Source organism: Mycolicibacter sinensis, from assembly GCF_001667375.1.
GTDB lineage: Bacteria > Actinomycetota > Actinomycetes > Mycobacteriales > Mycobacteriaceae > Mycobacterium > Mycobacterium sinense_A.
Window position 1 is genome coordinate 1 of the sequence record NZ_LZIN01000002.1, and the last position, 21,284, is coordinate 21,284.

Genomic DNA, 21,284 nt, shown 5'->3' on the forward strand with positions numbered 1-21,284 from the left:
CCCGCCTGCGCCCCCCCCCCCCCCCCCCCCCCCCCTGGGGGGGGGGGGGGGGGGGGGCGGGCGCCGGCCCCCCCCCCCCCCCCCCCGACGGTCCGTTACGGCTCACCTTCGCCGAGCTGGCGGAACGGGTGCGTTGCGCCGCTGGAGCATTCGCCGGCGCCGGCATCGAGAAGGGGGATCGGGCGGCAATCTGGGCGCCCAACTCCGCGGAGTGGATCATCGCCGCTTTCGGGCTGCTGACCGCCGGCGGCGTACTGGTCCCGGTCAACACCCGGTTCAAAGCGACCGAAGCCGACGACGTCATCCGCCGCAGCGGCGCCAAGCTGGTACTGATCGAAAAGGGATTCCTGGGACTGGATTTCACCGCACCTCCGGGCGTCCCGGTGATCGACCTCAAATCGGACTTCCTGGGTGCCGGTTCGCCGATGCAGCGCGCGGTCGACGGTGATGACATCGCCGACATCATCTTCACCTCGGGCACGACCGGCCGGCCCAAGGGCGTGATGATGAGCCATCAGCAGAATCTGCGGCTCTACGCCGAATGGTGCGACCTGGCCGACCTTCGTCAGGGCGACCGCTACCTGATGGTCAATCCCTTCTTCCACACCTTCGGCTACAAGGCGGGTTGCATCGCTGCGTGCATCCGCGGGGCCACCATGTTCCCGGTGAGGGTCTTCGACGTCGACGCCGTGCTGGAACTCATTGAGGCCGAACGCATCACCATGCTGCCGGGGCCGCCGACGCTGTATCAGTCGCTACTGGACGCGGCCTCCGGGCGTGACCTGTCGTCGTTGCGCGCCGCGGTCACCGGCGCCGCCGATATCCCGGTGGATCTGATCCGGCGGATCCGCAGCGAATTGCCGTTCCAGTCCATCATGACCGGATATGGGCTCACCGAAGCCGGCACGGTGACGGCCTCGCGCCGCGGCGACTCCTTCGAGGACATCGCGACCACGGCCGGCGTGGCCTGCGAGGACGTCGAGTTGCGGATCGCCGATGACGGCGAGGTTCTGGTCCGGGGTTACAACGTGATGGCCGGCTACCTCGACGACCCGCAGGCGACCGCCGAGGCGATCGACGCGCAGGGCTGGCTGCACACCGGCGACGCCGGGACGATCGACGATGCCGGCCGGTTGCGGATCGTCGGACGCAAGAAGGACATGTTCATCGTCGGCGGCTTCAACGCCTATCCCGCCGAGATCGAGGGCTTCCTGCGGGAGCATCCCGCCGTGGCACAGGTCGCGGTGATCGGCGTGCCCGATGAGCGCCTCGGCCAGGTCGGCAAGGCGTTCGTGGTGAAAGAGGCCGCCCACGGGCAGATTTCGGAATCGGATCTGATTACGTGGAGCCGGGACCGGATGGCCGGCTTCAAGGCCCCTCGGTACGTGTCGTTCGTGGACCGCTTGCCGCTGAACGCCACCGGCAAGGTGGACAAGGCGCGACTGGAGACCGAGTCCGGGGCGTGAGGCGTCATGTACGTCTGCCTGTGTGTCGGGGTGACCAGCCAGCAGGTGATCGACGCCGTCGAGGCCGGCGCCTCGACCACCAAGCAGGTCGGTGAGTGCACCGGGGCCGGGACGGTGTGCGGACGCTGCCGCAACAACATCCGGGCGTTGATCGCCGCGACTTCGCAGGAAACCGCGACGATGACCTGAGTCATCTACTGCGGGTGCCGGCGTCGAGGCGATACTGTCTTGGCCGTGGTGGACAAGACGGAGAAGATGACGGCGCGCGAAGCCAAGCGCCTGCAGACCCGGGAGCGGCTCCTGGGCGCTGCAACCGCCGAGTTCAAGCGGACCGGAATGGCGCAGGCCGACGTCGGCGCCATCGTGGCCGCCGCCGGCGTCGCGCACGGCACGTTCTTCTTCCATTTCCCCACCAAGGAACACGTGCTGCTCGAGCTCGAGAAGCGTGAAGAGGACCGGATGGCAAAGCAGTTCGGCCGGTATCTGGACAAGGGACATGACCTGAAATCCGCCTTGACCGAGGCGGTGCGACTGGTGTTGGGGCTGGAACGCCGCCTCGGCGAGCTGTTGTTCAAGGATTTCCTGGCGCTGCACTTCTCCCAGACCCGCCCGGCCGCCGAGGGCGGTAGTGATCACTCCCTGGTCCTGCTGTTGGGCAAGCGGATCGAGCAGGCCCAGGCCGAGGGGGAGGTGGATCCGGCGGTCCGGCCGATCAACAGCGCGGTGTTCTTCTTGCTCGGCATCTACGCACTGGCGATCACCACCAACGATCCGATGCGTCGCGAGTTGCTCGAAGATCTGGTGAAACGCACCATGCACAGCATGGCCGTGCTCGCCTGATCAATGCTTGTCGTCGGCGACATTGCATGACTAGAGTCAGTCAGCATGCGCAGTGCACCGCCGGTCGATGAGCATATGGAAGCCTCTCGCCTAGCCCAGCGTCAGGCGGACAAATGGTTGATCAGCGGAAGCATCCTGATAGGCACTGCGGCACTGGGCATTTTCGGCCTGCCGTTGTTCCTCCGGGGCGTGTGGCTCCTACGGCAGGCGCAGCGGAACGGCATGTCGGTGCGGCCGATGCTGGTGACCCTGCTGGGATACCTGGTCATCGTCGACGCGGCGATCAACACCGTGGGGTGGGCCCTTGACCTGATCGGTAGTCACACCTTGCTGGCCCGGGTGCTGCTCAGCGGCTGGGGCCACATGTTCGACGCCGGATACTTCTGGCATTTCAATGAACTCTGGGTGGGCGGCGCTGCCGGTCCCGGCGAAAAGGCCATGGAAGCGGGCATGATCCTCACCGTATTCACCATGCGGATCGCGGCCGGGATCGGGTTCCTGCAGATGAAGCGCTGGGGACACCAGTGGATGGTCGTCACCTGCTGGATGGGCGCGGTGATCTGGGTGTTGTACGTGTTCAACATGACAATGTTCGCCGACGTGCGGTTCGCCGGGGTGATCCTCCCGGTCGTCGGCTGGTGGCTCTACGACATCTTCTACATCACCCCGTTCCTCGCGATCCCGTATCTGCACACGGTGAACCGCGAGATCTTCACCGATTGAACCCGCCCCGCGCGGAGGTTTTTCGGGTCGGGTCGACTTCCGACCACAACCATTCTATTGACTCAAGTCAGTCAATGGGTTAGAAACAGTGCACCATGACCCCACAGGTGCGCCAGGTCCGATGCGACGCCCGCCGACGCCGCACGCGGGCCGCCGCGGTCTTCGGGCGGTGTCGCGGTGGCCAACGAAACAGCGTGCGTAACAAGGCGTCCTGCGCCGCAGGGCGTGGCTTGAACCCGTCAACAAGGAGGTCCGACCATGGACTACGTCTGGGAGATTCTGCGTTACGTCGCGGCATGGGGCGGCACCGGTCTGGTCATCTGGTTCTGGTACTGGATGTTCTCCAACATCGGCACGTTCTGAGCCCGGCGCGCCACGGCCCGGGAGCGACGGTTCATGACTGACCTCGACCAGACGGCCGCCATGGCGTTGGAACGCAGCTGCTCGGTCACCGCGGTCGCCCTGAGCGAGGAGAACCGCGCCGGTGTGCGGCTGGTCACCGGCGACCACCGCGGATTCGGCCTCAGCGCATCGCGCAGTCACGTGCACGTGCCCTACCCAATATTGCGGGCCGACTGGACCCGGCGATCGTTGACCTGCGGTATCGCCTTGCAATGCGCATCGTCGAAGGACCGGCTGGGTCAGTACCGGATCAACGAACTGTCGACACGCGAACTGCGGGCGCTGACCGTCGTGGAAGCCGGCGTCGCCCTGGGCTGGATCGCGTCGCGGTGGCCGGGCCTGATGCCCGAGTTCGGCCGTCTGCTACCCGAACTCGTACCGGCAGACCCGCAGCTCGAGGCGCGGGACATGATCGGCCGGGCCATCGCGATGGCCCGGGGATCAGATCCGGCAGAGCTTGACCCGCTGCTGGGCCGGCTGCCGGCGATCTATACCGCGCCCACCGGCCTGTCCGACAGACTGCGGCGGCAGTTCGGCCGGATGCCCTGGACCACGACGCAGAAGCGGATGCCGCGACCCTATTCGGTGCCCGTCGGCGGTGACGGTGGGGTTCGCAATCCGAACCTGCCTCCGCCGAGCCGGCCGCAGGACAACGACATCGACGTCACCCCTGAGCACCGTCCGGGAATCCCGTATCCGGAGTGGAACTCCTGGACCCAACGTCTGATGCCCGACCACGTGGCCGTTGTGGAGCTCGCGCGTGACCGACGAATCGGTGCCGCCACCACGGCCTCGGCCGACCTGCGCAAGTGGTTCCAGGAGGACACCCATCGCGCGATGGTGAACCGGCTCGAAGACGGGTCGGACCTCGATATCGACCAGTACGTCCGCCATTACATCGACCTGCGCACCGGGGAGGCCGGCGAACCTCGATTGTTCCGCGACCTGTTGCCCTGCAACCGCGATGTCAGCACCGCGCTGCTGCTGGACGGCAGCTCCTCACTGGGAGTACACGGGGGACGGGTGTTCCGGCTCGAACTGGCCTGCGCAGATGCGTTGTCCCGCGCCATGACCCACGCGCGGGAGCGGCACGGGATCTTCGTATTCACCGGCAACACCAGGCACCGGGTGGAAGTGCGTTGCCTGAAGGACTTTCCAGAAGCCCGCTTCGTCCCGCCGAGCGGTCTGGGGTTGACCACTGGTGGTTACACCCGTCTCGGCGCCCCGATCCGGCATCTGACCAGCCGACTGCTGGACCAGCCCTCGGAGCGCCGACTACTGATCATCATCGGCGACGGAATGATCTCCGACGAAGGCTATGAGGGTAGGTACGCCTGGTCGGACGCCGCACATGCGGTGGAAGAGGCCAACGACGCCGGTGTGTCGGTCTACTACGTGGGCGTCGGACCGACACGCGTCGACCCGTTGCCCGAGGTTTTCGGACCCAAACGCTCGCAACGCATCAGCCGAGTGGAAGAACTGCCGCGCGTACTGGCACGCGTGCACCGCGAACTGATCAGTACGTAAGGGAGGAGCCACATGAGTAGCGACACATACTATTCGAACGGAAACGAGGTCCGACTCTTCGAGCAGGCCTTCACTCGGAAGACCCCGGTGATGCTGACCGGTCCTACCGGCTGCGGTAAGACCCGGTTCGTCGAGCATATGGGATCGCTGCTGGGGCGGCCCGTCGTCACCATCAGCTGCCATGATGACCTGACCAGCTCAGATCTCGTCGGACGCTTCATGGTGACCGGCGGGGATGTCACCTGGATCGACGGACCACTGACCAGGGCGGTCAAAACCGGTGCCATCTGCTACCTCGACGAGGTGGTCGAGGCGCGTCACGACTCCCTGGCGATTCTGCACTCGCTCACCGATCACCGGCGCACCCTGTATCTGGACCGCGCCGACGAAGTGGTCCGGGCGCCAGACGATTTCATGCTCGTGTGCTCCTACAACCCGGCGTACCGGAGTTCGTTGAAAGAGCTCAAGCCATCATTCCGGCAGCGCTTCGCCACCTTGCCGATGTCCTACCTTCCCCCCGAACGGGAGGCGCAGGCCGTGGTCGCGGAGACGGGCATCGACCTCGCCGCCGCGCAGCGACTCGTGCAGTGCGCTATCGCCATCCGCACCGCCGACGAGGCGTTCCACTTCGAGCCGCCGTCGACCCGGGCCCTAATCACCGCGGCGCAGCTCATCGCGGCCGGCGCCGGTGAACTGGAAGCGGCCGAAGCCTGCATCCTTGCGCCGCTGAGCACCGATGGCGCCATCAGCGAAGGGCTGCGCGAAATCGCGGCCGCGGTTCTGCTCGACGCCGACAAACTCTAGAAAGGAAATCCGAAATGGCCGACCAGAGAGAGCGGAAACGCAAGAGGGCCTTGATCGTCTTCCAGATCGTCATCTACGGCTACCTGCTCACGATGTTCCTGATCCAGCTGTACATGTCGTTCGAACGGGGTTGGTGGTACCTGTGACCACCGCTAATCCGCCGGTCGGTCTGCACGAGCATCAGGAGCAGTCCCGTGTCGCCCAGTGGCAGGCCGACAAATGGATGATCGTCGGAGCGGCGCTCATGGGTATGTGGGCGCCCGGGTTGATCGGCTTCCCGATCTTCATGCGCGGGGTGTGGTTGCAGCGCGAGGCCCAGCGGGCGGGTCTGTCGGTGCGGCCCATGATCGTCACCCTGATCGGTTACCTGGTGCTGATCGACGGCATGCTCAACAGCCTGGGCTGGTCGCTGGATCTGGTCGCCAACCACACCCTGATCAACCGGGTGCTGATGATCGGCTGGGGTCACATGTTCGACGCCGGCTATTTCTGGCACTACAACGAACTGTGGGTCGGCGGTGCCGCCGGGCCGGGGGAGAAATCCATGGTCTTCGGCATGATCCTCACGGTGTTCGCGATGCGCTGCGCCGCGGCGATCGGGTTCTTGCAGATGAAGCGCTGGGGCCACCAATGGATGATCGTCACCTGCTGGATGGGCGTCCTGATCTGGATTCTCTACGTGTTCAACATGACCATGTTCGCCGACGTGCGGTTCGCCGGGGCGATCTTCCCCGTCATCGGCTGGTGGCTCTACGACATCTTCTACATCACCCCCTTCCTCGCCATTCCGTACCTGCACACGGTGAATCGCGAAATTTTCACCGACTGACCAAGGAGCACCACGATGGAAACCCCTGCCGCCGAAGACTTGCCCCCGGGCACCACGCCTTACTACGCCCGCATGCACACCTGGATCAAGCGCGCCACCTTGGTGTGTCTGGTCGCGCTCGTCATCGAAGGCGCTTTCACCTTGCCGTTCATGGCGGTCTACTACGGTTACCCGACGCTGAGCCTCACCCAGATCTGCAGCGAGTTGCTGAAGGTGCGCTACTCCGACGACACCCTCGAGTGCAAGTACCCTTACCCGCCGCTCGGCCCTCCCGAGGGGGCCGAGGGCAAGGACACCGCCAAGGACATCTGGGGGATTCAGCCCGTCCCGCAGTATGACCGGCTCGGCTTCCGGGAGCTGGTCGACCGCTACGAGGCCCGGCTGGCCAGACAGCAAGCCGCACAACAGCAGGGTGGTTGACGTGCCGGACAAACTACGGGTTATGCAGTGGGGGACCGGCGATGTCGGGCATGACATGCATCTGGACCCGGGATCGGCCCAACCGTGCAGTCCGGTGCGGTCATGACCGACATGCATGTAGCGCCGGCCCTGCCGCAGTTCGCCTACGCCGACCTGCCGATGGCCCACGATCGTGGTGAGGGATGGGCGGCGCTGCGCGATCTCGGGCCCGTGGTGTACGGCGAGGGCGCGTACTATCTCACCCGACGTGATGATGTGCTTGCCGCGCTGCGTAACTGGGAGGTCTTCTCCTCGAGAATCCCCTACGACGACATGATCAGCCCGGTTCCGCTGGTGCCATTGGCCTTCGACCCGCCCGACCACACCCGGTACCGGAAGCTGCTGCATCGCTACTTCAGTCCGCAGACCCTGATGGCCCTGCTGCCGTCGCTTCAGTCGCACGCCGCCGAGATCATCTCCGGGATCGCCGAGCAGGATCGGTGTGAGGCGATGGCCGAATTGGCCACCCCCTACCCCTCGCAGGTGTTCCTCACGCTGTTCGGTCTGCCCCTCGAGGATCGGGACCGCCTGGTCGCCTGGAAGGACGCGATCATCGCGTTGGGTCTGACCGACGACCCCGCCAGCGTGGACCTGACCCCGACGGTGGAACTGTTCGGCTATCTCACCGAAGCCGTTGCGCGACAGCGCAGGGAACCGCGCCCCGGCATTCTCTCGGAACTACTGCGCGGCGCAGACCCGCTCGACGACAACGAGGCAATCGGACTGTCCCTGGTATTCGTACTGGCCGGGCTGGACACCGTCACCGCAACAATCGGTACGACGATGCTGGAACTGGCCCGCCGACCCGGGTTGCGTGCTGGATTGCGCGACGATCCCGACGGTGTCGCGGTCTTCGTCGAGGAGATGATCCGCCTCGAACCTGCCGCACCCGTCGTCGGGAGAGCGGCCACCCGCCCGGTCACCATCGCCGGCGTTGAGATCCCCGCCGGCGCCCAGGTCCGCCTCTGCCTCGGTGCGATCAATCGAGACGGCAGCGACGAGTATTCCGGAAATCAACCCGTCCTCGACGGAAAGGTGCACAAACACTGGGGATTCGGCGGCGGCCCGCACCGCTGTCTGGGCTCACACCTGGCCCGTATGGAACTCAAGCTCGTCGTCTCAGAATGGCTGGCCCGCATTCCCGATTTCGGGCTCGCACCGGGTTTCGTGCCAGAGATCACCTGGCCATCGGCGACGTGCTCGCTGCCGGCGCTGCCACTCAGGCTGGGGCCGAACTCATGACCGCCGGGTCTCGACCAGCGCGGCGACATCGGCGGGCCGCACTTTGAGCTGTGATATAGCCGGTGATGTCATTGCCGGAGTACCACGTTCGCTCGAAGTCGAGACACGGTGCCGCACCGTAGCTGTTCAGGCCCGCGGCCAGCGTTGCGCAGAACCGGTCCATTCCCCGCCTCAGTACTGGGTGGAGCCGAGATCGACCGGGATTCGTGATGCGGTAACCATGCGTGATTCATCGCTGGCCAGCCAGCAGGCGGCGTCGGCGATATCTTCCGGCTCGGCAATGTAGTCGGGCAGGAACGGCGTCACCATGTTCATCAGGCCCGGGTTGGTCTCGTTGGCTGTGTTCAACGCCGCCATCATGTCGCCGGTGCCCATCGGGGTGTTGACCGCACCCGGGTGCAGGCTGTTCACCCGAATCGAATGCTTACCCAGTTCGGCGGCGAACCCGCGGGCCATCCCGGTGACGGCGTGCTTGCTGGCCGTGTAGTGCACCATGAACGGCTGCATCTTGATTCCGGCTGCTGAGCTGATCAGGATGATCGACCCGCCCCGGCCGCCGTCGATAATGTGTTGCGCGCCGGCCATCACCGTATTCCAGGTGCCGGTCACGTTGACGTCCATGACGTCGCGAAACGACTCCGGGGTGATGGCATCCCAGACCTGCGGCGCGGTGATACCGGCGTTGGCGACGATGATGTCCAGGCGCCCCAATGCGGCCACGCCGGCATCGACAGCTTCGCACAATCCGTCGTAGTCGCGGGTGTCGACAACCGAGGACACGATGCGCCGGCCGGTGACTTCCACCAGCTGCACCGTTTCGGCCAGCTCCTCCGGGCTCGCCGAGTCATACGGCACGCAGTCCGGGAGTTTGCCGGCCACGTCGATCGCGATGATGTCGGCGCCCTCGGCGGCCATCCGCACCGCATGCGCACGCCCCTGCCCGCGCGCCGCGCCGGTGATGAAAGCCACCTTGTCCGTGAGTCGTCCCGTCATTCCTGTTCCCTCCGTAGGTGATTCAGGCTTTTCGTTGCGCGGCTTTGACCAGACCCGAGCCGATGATCAGGCGCTGGATCTCGCTGGTGCCCTCATAGAGCCGCAGCAGCCGGACGTCGCGGTAGATGCGTTCGACCGGTACCCCCCGCATGTAGCCGGAGCCGCCGTGGATCTGCACCGCCAGATCGGCGACCTTGCCGGCCATCTCGGTGCAGAACAGCTTGGCCGCCGACGGGGCGATCCGCCGGTCCTCATCGGCGACCCACATGCGCGCCGCATCCCGAACCATGGCCCGACCGGCCAGCACACCGGTCTGCTGGTCGGCGAGCATCGCCTGCACGAGTTGGAAATTGCCGATCGGGGTACTGCCCTGGGTGGCCGTGGCGGCGTAGGCCACCGATTCGTCGAGGGCACGCTGGGCGGCACCGACCGCCAGTGCGGCGATGTGCACCCGGCCGCGCGCCAGCGATGTCAGCGCCGCCCGGTAGCCGAGATCTTCGCTGCCGCCGACCAGCGCCGCGTCGGGGACCCGCACGTCGGTGAAGCCGACATCGGCGGTCCAGGCGCCTTCCTGACCCATCTTGGCGTCCTTGGGGCTTACCACGACACCGGAGGCGTCGGCGGGCACCAGAAAGACCGCGATACCGGCGCCCTGGTCGTCGGCCGGCCGGGTGCGGGCGAAGACGATGAACAGCTCTGCCGTGGGGGCGTTGGTGATGAACCGCTTCTGCCCGGTGATCAGCCAGTCCGAACCGTCGCGGAGCGCCTGGGTCAGCAGTCCGGCCGGGTTGGAGCCGGCACCGGGCTCGGTGAGGGCGAAGGAGGCGACGACCTCACCGGAGGCGATGGGCGCCAGCCACCGGGATTTCTGTTCCTCGGTGCCGAACCCGACCAGTACCTGACCGGCGATTCCGTTGTTGGTGCCGAACATCGAGCGCACCGCCAGCGACGTGTAGCCCAACTCTATGGCCAGTTCGACGTCCTGGCGCAGGTCCAGGCCCAGCCCGCCCCACTGTTGCGGAATGGCGTAGCCGAACAGGCCCATCGCCTTGGCTTGCTCGCGCAGGTCGTCGGGAACCCGGTCATCGGCGAGGATCTCGGCCTCGCGCGGGACGACGGAGCTGCGGACGAATCGGCGGGTCTGGGACAGGATCTCGGCGAAATCCTCGTCGCTGACTTCACTCATTGACGCCGCTTCTCCTTACGCCCGACCCGGGAACGACCGGCTACCGACGAAGATCATATATGAAATATGATGACGCAAACATCTCGGAGAAGGCAGGTGATGCAGTGTCCTTGCTGACCGGTCAAACGGCGGTGATCACCGGCGGTGCCCAGGGTCTGGGTCTCGCCATCGCGCAGCGATTCGTCGCCGAAGGCGCCCGGGTGGTGCTCGGCGATGTAAACCTGGCGGCCACCGAGGAGGCCGCCGCACAGTTGGGCGGATCCGAGGTGGCTCGGGCGGTGCGCTGCGATGTCACCAGCTCCGCCGCGGTCGACGCCTTGGTCGCGGCCGCTGTGGAGACGTTCGGCGGGCTGGACATCATGGTGAACAACGCCGGTATCACCCGCGACGCCACCATGCGCAAGATGACCGAGGAGCAGTTCGACCAGGTCATCTCCGTACACCTCAAGGGCACCTGGAACGGACTGCGCGCGGCCGCGGCGATCATGCGCGAGCAGAAGCGCGGCGCCATCGTCAACATGTCCTCGATCTCCGGCAAGGTCGGCATGGTCGGGCAGACGAATTACTCGGCGGCCAAGGCCGGCATCGTCGGTATGACCAAGGCCGCCAGCAAGGAACTGGCGTATCTGGGGGTGCGGGTGAACGCGATCCAGCCGGGCCTGATCCGCTCGGCGATGACCGAGGCGATGCCGCAACGCATCTGGGACTCCAAGGTGGCCGAGGTGCCCATGGGCCGGGCCGGTGAGCCCGACGAGGTGGCCAGCGTCGCGCTGTTCCTGGCTTCCGACCTTTCCTCATATATGACCGGCACGGTGCTCGAGGTGACCGGCGGCAGGCACCTATGAGTGCCCGCGAGACGGTGATCTGCGAGCCGGTCCGCACCCCGATCGGCCGCTACGGCGGGATGTTCAAGTCGTTGACCGCCGTCGAGCTCGGCGTCGCCGCGCTGAAAGGTCTGCTGGACCGCACCGGTCTGCCCGCCGAGGCCATCGACGACGTGGTGCTGGGGCATTGCTATCCCAGCAGTGAGGCGCCGGCCATCGGACGGGTCGTCGCGTTGGATTCCGGTCTGCCGGTGACGGTTCCGGGTATGCAGGTCGACCGCCGCTGCGGTTCGGGACTGCAAGCGGTGCTGCAGGCCTGTCTGCAGGTCGGCAGCGGCGACTGCGAGGTGGTGATCGCCGGCGGCGCCGAGAGCATGAGCAACGTGGCGTTCTACTCCACCGACATGCGCTGGGGCGGGGCCCGCGGTGGAGTCCGGGTGCACGACGGCCTGGCCCGCGGCCGCACGACCGCCGGGGGCCAGAACTACCCGGTACCCGGCGGCATGCTGGAGACCGCCGAGAATTTGCGCCGCGAATACGGCATCTCCCGCGCCGAACAGGACGAGCTGGCGGTGACCTCGCACCGGCGCGCGGTGGCGGCTCAGCAGTCCGGTGTGCTCGCCGGGGAGATCATCGGTGTCACCGTGCGCGCCCGCGCCGGTGAGGAACACATCGTCACCGACGAGCACCCGCGGGCCGACACCTCGGTGGAGTCCCTGGGCAAGCTGAAACCCGTTCTGGGCAAAAGTGACCCGGAGGCCACCGTCACCGCGGGCAATTCCAGCGGCCAGAACGACGCCGCATCGATGTGCGTGGTGACCACCCGGGAGAAGGCTGAGCAGTTGGGCTTGACGCCGTTGGTTCGGCTGGTGCCGTGGGGCGTTGCCGGAGTCCCGCCCAATGTCATGGGAATCGGCCCCGTGCCGGCGACCGACGCCGCTCTGCAGAAGGCCGGGCTTCGGCTGACCGACATCGACCTGATCGAACTCAACGAGGCCTTCGCCGCCCAGGCTCTGGCCGTGATGGCCGAGTGGAAATTCGGTGCCGCGGACCGCGAACGCACCAACGTGCACGGTTCGGGGATCTCGCTGGGGCATCCGGTCGGCGCCACCGGCGGGCGGATGCTGGCCACGCTGGCCCGCGAGCTCAACCGCCGCGCTGCCCGCTACGGGCTGGAGACCATGTGCATCGGCGGCGGCCAGGGATTGGCCGCAATCTTTGAAAGGGTAGATGCGCGGTGACCAAACTCGCCCAGACGCTGGGGCTCACCGAGTTCCAGACCGAAATCCTCGACACCGTCCGTCGTTTCGTGGACAAAGACGTCATTCCGGCGGCGGCCGAGCTGGAGCGCACCGACACCTACCCGCAGGCCATCGTCGACGCGATGCGCGAAATGGGCCTGTTCGGTCTGATGATCCCCGAGGAGTACGGCGGTCTAGGGGAATCGCTGCTCACCTACGCGCTCTGTGTCGAAGAGCTGGCTCGCGGTTGGATGAGTGTCTCCGGCGTGCTGAACACCCATTTCATCGTCGCCTACATGCTGCGCCAACACGGCACCGACGAGCAGAAGCAGCGTTTCCTGCCGCGGATGGCCACCGGCGAGACCCGGGGCGCATTCTCGATGTCCGAGCCGGAATTGGGTTCTGACGTAGCGGCGATCCGCACCCGCGCCACCCGACAGGCAGACGGCGGATACACCATCAGCGGACAGAAGATGTGGCTGACCAACGGCGGCAGTTCCACACTGATTGCCGTGCTGGTGCGCACCGACGAGGGCGCCGATAAACCGCACCGGAACCTGACCGCGTTCCTGGTGGAAAAGCCGGTCGGCTTTGGCGAAGTCCTACCCGGACTGGTCATCCCGGGCAAGATCGACAAGCTCGGCTACAAGGGCATCGACACTACCGAGCTGATTTTCGACGGGTACGCCGCCGCTGCCGACGACGTACTGGGCGGGGCGCCCGGGCAGGGCTTCTTCCAGATGATGGACGGCATCGAAGTCGGCCGCGTCAACGTGTCGGCCCGGGCGTGCGGGGTGGGAATCCGGGCGTTCGAACTCGCGGTGCGCTACGCCCAGCAGCGCGAGACCTTCGGCAAGCCGATCGCCGAGCACCAGGCGATCGCCTTCGAGCTCGCCGAGATGGCCACCAAAGTCGAAGCGGCACACCTGATGATGGTCAACGCCGCCCGGCTCAAGGACTCCGGGGAGCGCAACGACGTCGCCGCGGGGATGGCCAAGTACCTCGCCAGCGAATTCTGCTCGGAGGTCACCCAGCAGAGTTTCCGGATACACGGCGGCTACGGCTATTCCAAGGAGTACGAGATCGAACGGTTGATGCGTGACGCCCCGTTCCTGCTGATCGGTGAGGGCACCAGCGAGATCCAGAAGCAGATCATCAGCAAGCGGCTGCTCGCCGACTACCGGGTCTGATCCGTGAGCGTCCCGGAATTCCCCGCGCGGTCACAGCTCTCCGAGGATGTGGCCCGCTTCGTGCGCAAGCGAATCTTCAACGGGGACTACACCGCCGGAGCATATGTGCGGCTGGATCAACTGGCGGCCGAGCTGGGTGTCAGCGTGACCCCGGTGCGTGAGGCGCTGTTCGGGCTGCGCGCCGAAGGGTTGCTCGACCAGCAGCCGCACCGCGGATTCGTGGTGCTGCCGGTGACCCAGCGTGACATCACCGATGTCTCCGATGTCCAGGCGCATATCGGTGGTGAACTCGCCGCGCGGGCCGCGGCCGGCATCACCGATGACCAGCTGCGTGAGCTCGAAAATATCCAGGACCAACTGGAATCCGCCTATGCCGGCGACGACGAAGAGGCCGCGGTGCGGCTCAACCATGAGTTCCACCGCGCCATCAACGTCGCGGCCGACTCACCCAAACTTGCCCAGCTGATGTACCAGATCACCCGTTACGCACCCGAATCGGTGTTTCCCACGGTTTCGGGGTGGCCGGCCAAGTCGACCAGGCACCACCGCGCAGTGTTGGCGGCCCTGGCCAAGCGTGACGAGGAACTGGCCCGCGCCGCGATGGCCGAGCATCTGGCTGCCGGTGCGGCGCCGATGATCGAGCACCTCGTCGAGCGCGGCGTGGTGGGTCAGGACGCCCCGGTGTCGTAGGTCGCCAAGCCCAGCCGCGACCATGCCGACAGCTTGGTCACCGGATGCGGCGACAAGCATGTCGTCGGAGAGTTGGGACCACCGGTTTCGGCGCGGCTACGGATCGTCGTCGGGGTCGTTGAGGAGTTCGTCGGGGTGGTGGGCGTGGTTGATCTCAGGTGGGCCATTGCCGTCGCTCCAGGCGAGACGTCCGTTGCTGGGGGTGGTGGTGTAGTGGCCGTTGGTTTCGGCAGCGTGGTCACGTGGGCACGCGAACCAGAGGGCGTCGGCATCGGTGCGACCACCACCGGCCCAGCCGGGACAATGGTGTACCTCGCAGCGGTACCCCGGTTGGGTGCAGTTCGGCCTCGTGCAGCCGCGATCTCGTGCATGGCAGATGATGCGGTGGTCGGCGGTGGCGATGCGTTTGCTGCGTCCGAGGTACAGCGGGCGGTTGGAGTGGTCATCGAACACCGCTAGGTAGTGAATCGAGTTGGCGGCCATACGGATGAGGTCACGCAGGGGCAGCTGAGAGCCGCCGCCGGTGCGCGCCGCCGCCGGCATGGCCACTGCGCGGTCCTTGGTGGCGTGGACCGCTTGGTCGAGTTCGGTCAGGGTGGTGGAGACGATGACGGTGACGGGGACACCGCGGTGGGTGCCCAGCTTTTCGGATTCGATGGCATGGCGCAGTGCGACCTTGAGGGCGTCGTGAGCGCGCTGGCCTTCGTTGCGCAGGTCCGGTGTGTCGGCGTCGGGTAGGTGGTGCCCGGGCCGGACAGCGGCAATGATGGCTTCGAGGTAGGCCCGGGTTTCGGGGTCGACGTAACCTGAAACGCGACTCATCCCGTCGAGCTGTTGCGGGCCCAGGCTGAGGGTGCGCCGCCGTGCGCGGTCGGCGTCGCTGTATTGGCCGAGGCGTTCGGCGATGGTGTCGGCGATGGTGCGCCCGACGGCGGCCACGAACGGGGAGTCCTGACGCCGGGCGTTGGCGACCAAGAGGTGTTCGGCCTGTTCGTGGTCCGCGCTCGTGGCCTTGGCGGGTAGGTGGTCGAGGGCTTTGGTGATGGTGGTGATGTGGTCTTCACCGAGGTCGCCGTCTTCGATGGCGGCGGCCAGTTCGGGGAGGGCGGGCGGCAGGGTGGGGCCGGTGAGGGTGCGGCGGGGCCGAATGCGCGCGGCGAGAGCGAAGCGGCGCCGGACTTCGCCACGCGTGATCCGTAACCGCTGCCGCAGAAGATCACCGGCGCGTGTGCCCGGTGGCAGTGCGGCTTCGCCCAAGCTGTCGATAGGTTGCTCGATTTCTCCGAACATGCGGTAGGACAAGCCGCGGTTGACCCTGTGCTGGGTTTCCAGCCGTTCGGCGATTTCGATACGAAACGCATTGCCCACCATGTCGGTGTCGGCGGCCCGCAGCCGCGCGTAAGCGGCATCGATGAGGTCCAGATCAGCGCGGACAGCGGCACATGCGGCCTCCTGCGGGAGCAAAACCTCATCGCTGATCGACATAACTCCACGCTATCGAACAGATGAGCGATAAGGTCCCGCCTGCGGGTCAATTGTGGACAGACCGGCAACTGGGGATAACCGCGGCACGGGCCGGCGCCCAGTGGGGCGCCCGCTCACCTGGGCGTTTCGGCAGTTGATTCGGCCAACAGTTCCCGCAGACGGCGCTTGTCGACCTTGCCGGTCGGTCCGCGCGGAACGGCGTCGGGACTCGAGACCAGCAGCCACACCGTCGGCACCTTGAACGGGCTCAATAGCGCTCGAGCCTGCTCCCGCAGCTGCTCGACGCTCAGCACATCGCCGGCCACCACCGCTCCCACCCGGTCGCGGCCGGCGTCGAACACGTTCGTCACGAAGGCGGCGTCGACACCGTCGATGACTCGCAGGGCCTTCTCCACCTCGCCCGGGTACACGGTGGCGCCGCTGACCTTGAACATGTCGTCGGATCTGCCGTGGTAGAACAGGAACCCGTCGTCGTCGAGGCGGCCCAGATCGCCGGTGGGGTAGAAGCCGTCGACGGTGAGCGTCTCTTCGCGGCTGCGTCGGCAGATGCCCCGCAGGATGTGCGGTCCGCGCAGCTGAATCATGCCGATCGCGCCGGTCGACACCGGGACACCGGTGTCGGCGTCGACGATCCGAACCTCTATGCCGTCGAAAGGTTTTCCGCAGCTTCCCCAGGCTGTCCGCGGCATGTCGGTGTCGGCGGCATAGCCACAGTACGGCCCGAACGACTCGGTCATCCCGAACAGGTTGGCCCGCGCCCCGGGCTGCGAGCGCAACTCCGGAGCAAGCAGCGCCTCCAGGCTGCCGGGCCGCAGCGCCGACAGGTCCGCGGCCCCGCGATGACGGGCCAGGGTTTCGGCCTGATCCGGCCAGCCGCGAAACAGCGTGACCTGTTCGGATTCCAGCAGTTTCAGGGTGGCCTCGGGCTGGGGAATCGCCTCGGTGACCAGGGTTGCCCCGGCCAGCAGCGCCGACAGCACGCCGCCGCCGAAACCGCCGACCCAGAAGAACGGCATCGGCAGATACAGCCGGGTGTCGGTGTCGATGCAGCGGGCCGCCAGACCGGCGCGCACGGCGCCCAGGGCGCTGCCGTGCGAATGCAGCACCCCTTTCGGCGGCCCGCTGCTGCCGGAGGTGAACATGATCACCAGCGGATCGCTGGACGCGACGCTTGCAGCCAGCGCGTCGACGGTTCCGGCGGGCCCGGCCTCGGCGGGATCGGCGGCGGCCACTCGCTCTGTTGTCCAGATCTGTTGCAGCGCAGGTAGGGTCGCATGCGCCGCATTCAGGCTGTCGAGGTAGCGGCGGCCACGGAACGCTTCGACACTGACCAGGAACTGCACCGCGGCGACGCGCAGCTGGGCCGCCAGCTCCGGTGCAGTCAGCAGGGTGCTCAGCGGAACCAGCACCGCGCCGATGCGGGTCAGCGCGATCGCGGTTCGCACACAGTCGACACCGTTGGGCATGATCAGCCCGACCCGGGTGCCCTTGCCGACACCGGCCTGCACGAAGACTCCCGCCAGCTCCCGCGATGACGCGTCAAGCTCGGCGTAGCTGAGCCGGCCGACCGGATCGATCACCGCCGGCTTGTCGCCGAGCGCTGCGGCGCGGGACCGGACCAGGATGTCGATGGTTTCGGACTCAGACATCGAAGACCTCCGCCAGCGACCGCCGGTCCACCTTGCCGCTGGACAGCAGCGGAACCTCGGTGGCCCGCACCGTGGCGAAAACACGGGGGATCTTGTACGCCGACAGTTCTGTCTTCAGCCTTTCGCGCAGCCACGTCGCGTCGCAGGGGTCGTCCTGCACGATGGCCGCAGCCACCAGCTGGCCGCGCTGCGGATCCGGGATGCCGACCACATGGGCGACGACGCCGCCGGTCACCTTCGCAATGGCGCGTTCCACTTCGGCCGGGGACACATTGGCACCGGCGGTCTTGATCAGCGCGTCCCGCCGGCCCAGGTAGTAGTAGAAGCCGTCCGCGTCGGAGCGGACCAGGTCCCCGGTGTGAAACCACCCGTCGGCGTCGAAGCACTCCTCCCGGCTGCGCTTGTGGTAACGCTGCATCAGGTAACGTCCGCGTACCAACAACTCACCGGCCTCGACGCGGCACTCGAACCCGGGCGCCGGCCTGCCGAAGCTGCCGCGCCGGTGCTCGGGCTGGTCGGCGGTGTCCCCACTGAGCAGCACCGGCCCACCGGTCTCGGTCATGCCCAGCATCTGATGCCGCAACTGCGGGTCGGCAGGACGGGCCTGGGGGGCCATGAGCGGATACAGGTTGCCGCGGCGCAGGGTGGACAGATCTCGGTGAGGCAAGCTGGGATGGTGCGCCAGAGCCGTTATCCCGCTGACGAAACCGTTGGTCATCGTGGGCTTCTCGGCTTCGAGCAGATCTAGCGTGACACCCGGGTCCGTGGCGTTCGAGCACAGCAGCGTCGACCCGGCCAGCATGGTGGCCAGCAGCGCGAACGCCAGGCCGCCGATCCAATAGAACGGTGAATTGCAGAACAGGACGTCGGACGCGGTGAGCCTGCGGATCTCGTTGAGATTGCGTTGGTGGCCGAGCAGACCGGCGTGGGTGTGGATCACCCCTTTGGGGGCGCCGGAGGATCCCGACGTGTAGACGATGCACAGCGGATCGCTGCCCTCGACGTCTGCTTCGAGCGCTTTCAGGACAGCCGGCGCCTCGCCGGCCACCGTGTCGATGTCGAAGATTACTCGCCGCAGCGCGGGCGCGTGGACGCTGAATATCGGCTTGTCACAGGCGAGGTCGTCCTCGAGTACCTCAATGAGGCGTTTCCGATAGTCGTGTGACCGGTACGATTCGGCGGCCAGCAGGATCCGCACATCGCTGTGGGCCAATTGGCGGCGTAGCTCCGGCGCGGTGGTGAAGGTGGGGAAGGGCACCACCACCGCGCCGATGCGGGCCGCCGCCAGCATGCCCACCACGAAGTCCGCACCGTTGGGATACAGCAGCCCGATATGCGTGCCTCTGCCGGCTCCGAGTGCAACGAGCCGGCCGGCCAAGCCCGCGGACCTCTGCTCGGCGTCGGCGTAACTGATTCGCTCTGCGTCGCAGATCAGCAGGAGGTGCGCGCCACGCGAAAGTGCTTGGGCGCGCAGGATCCGCGGCACGGTCTCAGTGGGCATGCTCACCTTGCGTGCCGATCAGCGCCCGCACTGCGCCCAGGTCGGCCTTGCCCGAAGGCGTGCGCGGCAGCGCGTCGACGATGGCGACGTCGGTCGGTATCTCGTAGCGCGCCAGTCGGCTGCTCAGAAAGGCGACCAGGGTCTCGGCGTCGACGGCAGCACCCGCGCGCAGCTCGACCGCGGCGACCGGGGTCTGGCCGAGGCGATCGTCCGCACGTCCTACGACAGCAGCGCCTTTGACCGCCGGATGGGCCTCCAGTGCGGCGCGGACATCATCGGGCATCACTTTGAACCCGCCGCGAATGATGGCCTGATCCGCCCGGCCCAGGATCCACAGGAAGCCGTCGGTGTCGATGCGGGCCAGGTCGGTGGTGCGCATCCAGTCCGCGTCGGGACCGAGCTGTCCCGGTTTGACCTCGAGCAGTCCGGGCTCATCGGGTCCCAGCGGAGACCCGTCGTCGCCGACCACCCGCAAGTGCGCCCCGAGGCTGGCCCGGCCCACGCTGCCGCGCTTGTCACGCCAGAACCGCTGGTAGTCGGCGAGTGTCCAGCCGGCCACCCCGCCGCCGAACTCCGTTGCCGCATAGGAGGTGAGCACCGGGATGCCGAACTTCTCGGTGAACGCGTCGGCGTCGTCGGCCGACAGCGGCGCGGTACCCGAGGTGACCGCGCGGATGCTGGACAGATCCTCGCGGCTCAGTGTCGAGTGCAGCACCATCCGCAGCGCCGCGGGCACCAGCGACACCGCGCGCGGTCGATACTTGCGCACCGCATCGGCCCAGCGGTCCAGCTCGAAGCGGTCCAGCAGCACAAACGGCCTCGCCTCGGCGACGCACTGCAGGATGCGGAACACCCCGCCGATGTGTACCAGCGGTGCGTTGACGATCGCGACACCGCTCCGCAGCTCCGTCGGTGCCGGACCGAGCACGCTGTGCGCCAGCATGTCGTAGCTCAGATCGACGCGCTTGGGAGGCCCGGTGGTCCCGCTGGTGAGCATCCGCACCGCCACGCTGGGACGGCCGGCATCCGAACGGGCTTCCGGGCCGGGTGTAGCTGCCGTGGCCACCTGCGGCTCGGCGTCCAGGCCGGAGAGGGACACCGTCGCGGTGTGCGGTGTCGCCGTGACCAGCGCAGCCAGATCGTCCGGTTCGCCGATGATCAGCGGCAGCTCGAGCGCGGCGATGTCCGCGCGCGTGCGTTCGTCACCGCGCGACGGATTGATGACCACCACGCAGCCCCCGGCCAACAGCACCCCGAGCAGCGCGGCCAGCTGCGGGGGACGGTTGCGCAGCAGGATCCCGACCTTGCCGCCACCGGTCAATTCCGCGATGCGCCGTGCCGAAACGTCAAGCTGCGCCCAGGAGAACCACTGGCCGGCGTACTCGAAGGCGGGCGCTTCGGGCTGCAGGTCGAGCACCGCGGCGATCCGTTCGCTGAGTGGGTGCGCCATCAGCGGATCCGCGGCGCGGTCGCGGGGCGGGTTGACTGCGCGTCGAGCTCGGCCTTGCCCAGCGGGTTGCCCAGCCGGGTGTAGATCAGCCCCTGGTCCAGGGCGGCGCGGTACGGCTTGTCGAGCGATTCCCATATCGCCTTGACCGTTCCCTGGGTCGCCGACGGCGGTTTGGCCGCGATGATGGCCGCGATCTCATGTGCTCGCACCCAGAGTTGTTCGGGCGCTGTCACTTCGGAGACCAAGCCGATGCGCAGTGCGGTCTCGGCGCTGACTCGCTCGTCGTTACCCATCAGCGCGATCCGCAGAGTCTCGCCCAACCCGATGCGGCGCATCAGACCGATCGGTTCGAGTGCACTGACTAGCCCGGCCGAGACGTGCGAGTCGAAGAACGTCGCATCGGTCGAACAGATCACGACGTCGGATTCGTTGACGAAGTAGAACGCGCCCGCGGTGCAGATGCCCTGCACCGCGCAGACCACCGGCTTGAACATCTTCTGCCACTTGGGGCTCAGCGCCTCGCCGGGATCCTCGTGATTCCAGACATTGTCGGGCTGCCCGTAGGGGGACTTGATGTCCAGTCCGGCGCTGAAGGCCCGGTCGCCGGCGGCTCGCAGCACGACGGCGTTGACGTCCGTGTCGAGTTTGACGATGCGCCACGCGGCGGTCATCTCCTCGCACATGGTGCGGTTGAAGGCGTTGAGCCGATCCGGCCGGTTCAGCGTGATGGTGGCGACCCGGTCGGTGCGATCGACGTCGAGGAGGATGGTCTCGAAAGTCATC

At 67.0% G+C, this 21,284-nt stretch carries 21 protein-coding genes; 14 read left to right on the forward strand and 7 right to left on the reverse strand.

From position 1 onward, the window contains the following. Nucleotides 1–5 precede the first annotated feature (5 nt). From A5771_RS00245 to A5771_RS00285, 10 genes are all read left to right on the forward strand, one after another. Nucleotides 6–1,466, forward strand: a complete 1,461-nt coding sequence (locus tag A5771_RS00245) for a FadD3 family acyl-CoA ligase (protein ID WP_082946970.1) — start codon at nucleotides 6–8, stop codon at nucleotides 1,464–1,466. 6 nt (nucleotides 1,467–1,472) lie between these two features. Continuing rightward, entirely contained in the window at nucleotides 1,473–1,655 is a 183-nt protein-coding gene (locus tag A5771_RS00250) for a (2Fe-2S)-binding protein (protein WP_064853201.1), read from the forward strand. Nucleotides 1,656–1,721: 66 nt separating this feature from the next. After that, complete coding sequence (locus A5771_RS00255; RefSeq protein ID WP_064853233.1) at nucleotides 1,722–2,306, forward strand: TetR/AcrR family transcriptional regulator; 585 nt, start codon at nucleotides 1,722–1,724, stop codon at nucleotides 2,304–2,306. A 45-nt stretch (nucleotides 2,307–2,351) separates the two neighbouring features. Then, nucleotides 2,352–3,029 carry a hypothetical protein gene (locus tag A5771_RS00260; protein ID WP_064853202.1) on the forward strand — a complete coding sequence of 226 codons (678 nt, stop codon included), beginning with the start codon at nucleotides 2,352–2,354 and terminating at the stop codon, nucleotides 3,027–3,029. A gap of 396 nt (nucleotides 3,030–3,425) precedes the next feature. Next, nucleotides 3,426–4,958, forward strand: coding sequence for a nitric oxide reductase activation protein NorD (locus A5771_RS00265; protein WP_064853203.1), 1,533 nt, complete (start codon nucleotides 3,426–3,428; stop codon nucleotides 4,956–4,958). A 12-nt stretch (nucleotides 4,959–4,970) separates the two neighbouring features. Then, on the forward strand, nucleotides 4,971–5,762 hold the full coding sequence (locus A5771_RS00270; protein WP_064853204.1) for a CbbQ/NirQ/NorQ/GpvN family protein: 792 nt from the start codon (nucleotides 4,971–4,973) through the stop codon (nucleotides 5,760–5,762). Between the two features lie 14 nt (nucleotides 5,763–5,776). After that, complete coding sequence (locus A5771_RS24235) at nucleotides 5,777–5,908, forward strand: hypothetical protein (protein WP_267887450.1); 132 nt, start codon at nucleotides 5,777–5,779, stop codon at nucleotides 5,906–5,908. Between the two features lie 77 nt (nucleotides 5,909–5,985). After that, entirely contained in the window at nucleotides 5,986–6,591 is a 606-nt protein-coding gene (locus A5771_RS00275) for a hypothetical protein (protein ID WP_234782876.1), read from the forward strand. A 15-nt stretch (nucleotides 6,592–6,606) separates the two neighbouring features. Further along, the gene (locus tag A5771_RS00280) at nucleotides 6,607–7,011 is read left to right on the forward strand and encodes a hypothetical protein (protein ID WP_064853206.1); all 405 of its coding nucleotides are present in this window, start codon (nucleotides 6,607–6,609) and stop codon (nucleotides 7,009–7,011) included. 102 nt (nucleotides 7,012–7,113) lie between these two features. Continuing rightward, nucleotides 7,114–8,292, forward strand: a complete 1,179-nt coding sequence (locus tag A5771_RS00285; protein ID WP_064853207.1) for a cytochrome P450 — start codon at nucleotides 7,114–7,116, stop codon at nucleotides 8,290–8,292. Between the two features lie 171 nt (nucleotides 8,293–8,463). On the opposite strand, the gene A5771_RS00290 is transcribed toward A5771_RS00285, so the two are convergent. Together A5771_RS00290 and A5771_RS00295 are read right to left on the reverse strand one after the other, a co-directional pair. Then, a complete protein-coding gene (locus A5771_RS00290) occupies nucleotides 8,464–9,285 on the reverse strand; it encodes a mycofactocin-coupled SDR family oxidoreductase (protein WP_064853208.1) in 822 nt (273 codons plus the stop codon). 22 nt (nucleotides 9,286–9,307) lie between these two features. After that, the gene (locus A5771_RS00295) at nucleotides 9,308–10,471 is read right to left on the reverse strand and encodes an acyl-CoA dehydrogenase family protein (protein ID WP_064853209.1); all 1,164 of its coding nucleotides are present in this window, start codon (nucleotides 10,469–10,471) and stop codon (nucleotides 9,308–9,310) included. 104 nt (nucleotides 10,472–10,575) lie between these two features. On the opposite strand from A5771_RS00295, the gene fabG reads away from it, so the two are divergent. Genes fabG through A5771_RS00315 form a run of 4 tightly spaced genes read left to right on the forward strand, consistent with a single transcriptional unit; the run spans nucleotide 10,576 to nucleotide 14,416 of the window. After that, the gene (gene fabG, locus A5771_RS00300; protein ID WP_064853234.1) at nucleotides 10,576–11,316 is read left to right on the forward strand and encodes a 3-oxoacyl-ACP reductase FabG; all 741 of its coding nucleotides are present in this window, start codon (nucleotides 10,576–10,578) and stop codon (nucleotides 11,314–11,316) included. Further along, nucleotides 11,313–12,536, forward strand: a complete 1,224-nt coding sequence (locus A5771_RS00305) for an acetyl-CoA C-acetyltransferase (RefSeq protein ID WP_064853210.1) — start codon at nucleotides 11,313–11,315, stop codon at nucleotides 12,534–12,536. The genes fabG and A5771_RS00305 overlap by 4 nt, the downstream gene beginning before the upstream one ends. Continuing rightward, nucleotides 12,533–13,726 (forward strand): acyl-CoA dehydrogenase family protein, encoded by a 1,194-nt coding sequence (locus A5771_RS00310; RefSeq protein ID WP_064853211.1) that lies wholly within the window; start codon nucleotides 12,533–12,535, stop codon nucleotides 13,724–13,726. Before A5771_RS00305 ends, A5771_RS00310 begins: the two co-directional genes overlap by 4 nt. A gap of 3 nt (nucleotides 13,727–13,729) precedes the next feature. Continuing rightward, nucleotides 13,730–14,416 carry a GntR family transcriptional regulator gene (locus A5771_RS00315; protein WP_064853212.1) on the forward strand — a complete coding sequence of 229 codons (687 nt, stop codon included), beginning with the start codon at nucleotides 13,730–13,732 and terminating at the stop codon, nucleotides 14,414–14,416. Nucleotides 14,417–14,512: 96 nt separating this feature from the next. Here the strand turns inward: A5771_RS00315 and A5771_RS00320 are convergent, their stop codons facing one another. The 5 genes from A5771_RS00320 to A5771_RS00340 form a co-directional block, all read right to left on the reverse strand. Continuing rightward, the gene (locus A5771_RS00320) at nucleotides 14,513–15,901 is read right to left on the reverse strand and encodes an HNH endonuclease signature motif containing protein (RefSeq protein WP_064853213.1); all 1,389 of its coding nucleotides are present in this window, start codon (nucleotides 15,899–15,901) and stop codon (nucleotides 14,513–14,515) included. A 113-nt stretch (nucleotides 15,902–16,014) separates the two neighbouring features. After that, nucleotides 16,015–17,550, reverse strand: coding sequence for a class I adenylate-forming enzyme family protein (locus A5771_RS00325; RefSeq protein WP_064853214.1), 1,536 nt, complete (start codon nucleotides 17,548–17,550; stop codon nucleotides 16,015–16,017). After that, the gene (locus A5771_RS00330; RefSeq protein WP_064853215.1) at nucleotides 17,543–19,051 is read right to left on the reverse strand and encodes a class I adenylate-forming enzyme family protein; all 1,509 of its coding nucleotides are present in this window, start codon (nucleotides 19,049–19,051) and stop codon (nucleotides 17,543–17,545) included. The genes A5771_RS00325 and A5771_RS00330 overlap by 8 nt, the downstream gene beginning before the upstream one ends. Further along, on the reverse strand, nucleotides 19,041–20,504 hold the full coding sequence (locus A5771_RS00335; protein ID WP_109400976.1) for a class I adenylate-forming enzyme family protein: 1,464 nt from the start codon (nucleotides 20,502–20,504) through the stop codon (nucleotides 19,041–19,043). The genes A5771_RS00330 and A5771_RS00335 overlap by 11 nt, the downstream gene beginning before the upstream one ends. Next, nucleotides 20,501–21,283 carry an enoyl-CoA hydratase/isomerase family protein gene (locus A5771_RS00340; protein ID WP_082946972.1) on the reverse strand — a complete coding sequence of 261 codons (783 nt, stop codon included), beginning with the start codon at nucleotides 21,281–21,283 and terminating at the stop codon, nucleotides 20,501–20,503. Before A5771_RS00340 ends, A5771_RS00335 begins: the two co-directional genes overlap by 4 nt. Nucleotide 21,284: the final 1 nt, after the last annotated feature.